We start from the raw sequence: 2274 nt of genomic DNA on the forward strand, positions 1-2274 counted from the left end.
GGGGAGGGCTGCATGCGGGACAAGAAGGTCATGACCGGGGCTCCTGGCGGGTGGGAGCCCGCCGTTCCCCTTCAAGTCACCGCGAGCGGAATTGTTTTGCATTCCCGCACGACGTTTCCCCCAACCCCCTGGAGTGACAGGCCCTTGCAGGAGCTGCGGCGCTCCTATTTCCCCAGGATGCCGCCGAGCATTCCGCCCAGTCCGCCGCCGCCCTGGGGGCCGCTGCCGCCACCGGCGCCGCCCGCGAGCAGGGGCATCACGGCGAGGATCTTCCCCACCAGGCCCGGGTCCAGGCGCGACTTGAGGAAGTTGAGGAGCAGGGGCGCGACCAGGGTGGCCTTGCTCGTGTCCAGGTTGAACCGCTGGAGGATGGTCACCACGCCGGCGATCTCTCCCGCGTGGGCCGCCGCGCCACCCAGGGCGCCCATGATGCCGCCGCCGCCACCACCGCCCGCGCCGCCGAGCATGCCGCCCAGCGCGCCCATGAGGCCGCCGCCGTCAGCCGCCGGGGCCTGCGCCTGCTGCTGCCAGCCCTGCATCTCCGGGATGGCCTGGTCCATCTGCCGGGCCGCGTCCGGGCCCACCTTCTCCTGCACCGAGCCCTGCACCAGCTTCAGGAGCGAACCCGCGAGCCCCTGTGCCTGCGTGCCATCCACTCCAAGCTGCTGCGAGAGCTGTCCGATGAGGTCCATGCGCCGCGCTCCTTCACGTGAGTCCCAAGTGTGAGGCGGAGGTTCTAGCGGTCCAGGCCGGAGCGCTGGTTGGAAAACGGCCGTGAGCGTTGGTCGGAGGACGCCCGGAGGGAGCCCTACAGCCGGGTGAAGGACCAGCTCACCGCGCGACCGCCCTCGTAGGGCATGACGCCGTGGAAGGGGCGCGGGTCTTCGTCGAACACGAGCGGCAGGAAGTGCCGGTCTCCATCCCACAGCGACAGGGACAGGATGGAGGACACGGGGACCCAGGACAGGGAACCCTCGGGGTTCTTCTCCAGGGGCGTGCCCTCGAAGGCGTCGATGCGGAAGATGAAGCCCAGCCAGTCCTCGCCGTGCTTGCCGAAGCCGGGCCAGGACAGGGTGCCGCGCAGGACCATGCGCGTGCACTCGATGCCGGCCTCCTCGCGAATCTCGCGGCGCATGCACGCGGCGATGTCCTCGTCGCGGTCCATCTTGCCGCCCAGGCCGTTGTACTTGCCGTAATGGGCATCCTCCGGGCGCGCGTTCCGGTGGATGAGCAGCACCTGCTGGCCGTCCGGCGACATCACGTAGCCCAGCGTGGCGACGATGGGAGTGTAGGGCATGGGCCCGGTTCGTCTCCTGATTCGGGCAGGGCGTCAAGACGAACTCCGCCCGCGTGCGCATGGTCCGCTGCGCGGGCCGCCCGGGCTGTGCGGGGTGTCATTCAGCGTCGGGGCGTCCCGGTACCGAGCGCACCCTCGTCCGCCTCGATCACTGGCACGTCCACCCAGTTCATCTCCAGTGCGCGGGCAACCTCGCCCCGGTCCGGCAACGTCACCTCCTGGCGCAACGTCCGGACGACGCTGCCCCTCGGCTCGAAGACGAAGAAGGTATAGGTCCCGCTCTTCAGGGACTTGAAGACCCAGGTGCGCTCGTCACCTTCGTGGATGGGGTCGGCGTCCATGAGGATGCTCTGCCGTTCGGCTTCACTTCTCGGCATGGGCACCTTCCCCGGAACCAGCGCTGTCTCGAGGTGCCCCAGGTTGATGGGGGCACGAAGGCGCAGCGTCACCCGCTTCATGTTCATGAAGCTCAACGTCGCTGTCCCTCCCGGCGGGAGCGTGACGGTCTGTGACTTGATTTCGAACGGGGGCGCCCTGTCACTGGAGGCTTCGACGGAGACTTCATAGGTGCCCGCGGGGATGTCCGAGCGTGAGAAGTGCTCTCCCTCCAGGCGGATGTCATCCGCGAAGGGTTCTCCCTGGCGGGACAGGACAATCCGGAGCAAGCGGGTATGCACGTCACGAACCGTGCCCCGCACCGTGGCCCCGGGCTCGAGCCGCACGGAGACGCCCTGCTCGGTAAGGGGCACGCGCGCCTGCACGAATCGGGGATGCGTCACGAGCAGAGTCCCGGGGAGCTCCCCCACCTGCGTCAGGGTGAAGGTGCCATCCACCGCCGTGCGCCCCCCTCCCTCGGCGGCTGATACGTCCACCCACTCCGTCCACGCTTGTGCGTCCTCGGGAACTCCATCCAGGTGCACCCGCGCGCCAACGACGGCGGCCCCCGTCACGGCGTTCGTCACCCGCCCCTTCACCAC

The 2274-nt window shown here is 69.3% G+C and carries 3 protein-coding genes; all 3 read right to left on the reverse strand.

Translation table 11 applies throughout. The features are described 5' to 3' along the window. Positions 1-164: 164 nt before the first annotated feature. Complete coding sequence (locus D7Y15_RS43165) at positions 165-692, reverse strand: DUF2780 domain-containing protein (protein ID WP_121756193.1); 528 nt, start codon at positions 690-692, stop codon at positions 165-167. Between the two features lie 116 nt (positions 693-808). Beyond that, positions 809-1297: an 8-oxo-dGTP diphosphatase gene (locus D7Y15_RS43170; RefSeq protein WP_120581687.1), complete on the reverse strand. Its 489-nt coding sequence runs from the start codon at positions 1295-1297 to the stop codon at positions 809-811. Between the two features lie 101 nt (positions 1298-1398). After that, on the reverse strand, positions 1399-2274 hold an 876-nt coding region (locus tag D7Y15_RS43175), incomplete at its 5' end, for a carboxypeptidase-like regulatory domain-containing protein (protein WP_233605323.1).

Origin of the sequence: Corallococcus sp. AB030 (genome assembly GCF_003668965.1) — a bacterium.
Lineage (GTDB): Bacteria > Myxococcota > Myxococcia > Myxococcales > Myxococcaceae > Corallococcus > Corallococcus exiguus.